Source organism: Psychrobacter sp. HII-4 (assembly GCF_904846595.1).
Classification (GTDB): domain Bacteria; phylum Pseudomonadota; class Gammaproteobacteria; order Pseudomonadales; family Moraxellaceae; genus Psychrobacter; species Psychrobacter celer.
On record NZ_CAJHBJ010000119.1, the window covers coordinates 1 to 557 of the forward strand.

The following is a 557-nucleotide window of genomic DNA, read 5'->3' on the forward strand; positions in this document are numbered from 1 at the left end:
ATACCTAAGAAATGTACTGGGACTGCCTTATAACCATAAACGTGTTTATCGCATTTACCGTGAGCTTGAATTAAACCTTAGAATAAAGCCTAAACGCCGTATTAAGCGAGACAAACCGCAAAAGCTTACTGTGCCCACTTGCATCAATCAAAGCTGGAGCATGGACTTTATGCACGATGCCTTAACTGATGGTCGTGCTATTAGACTGTTTAATGTCATTGATGATCATAACCGTGAAGCATTAACCATAGAGGTTGATTTCTCACTACCGGCTCAAAGAGTGATACGCAGTTTAAACCAGCTTATAGAGTACCGAGGTAAGCCTGATCAAATCAGGTATGATAATGGCCCTGAATATATCAGCAATGATTTAAAGGATTGGGCAACTAAGCAAGGTATCGTTATCGAATACATTGAGCCTGGCAATCCTCAGCAAAACGCTTATGTTGAACGATTTAATAAGACAGTGCGTTATGATTGGCTGAATCAAGAACTGTTTGATAGTTTAGATCAAGTACGGCACCAGGCTGAAGCTTGGCTGTATCACTATAATAACG

The 557-nt window shown here is 40.4% G+C and carries 1 protein-coding gene; it reads left to right on the forward strand.

The annotated features are described in order from the left end of the window. Window positions 1-557, forward strand: a 557-nt coding sequence (locus tag JMX98_RS14015) for an IS3 family transposase (protein ID WP_201587463.1), incomplete at both ends; no start/stop codon positions are given.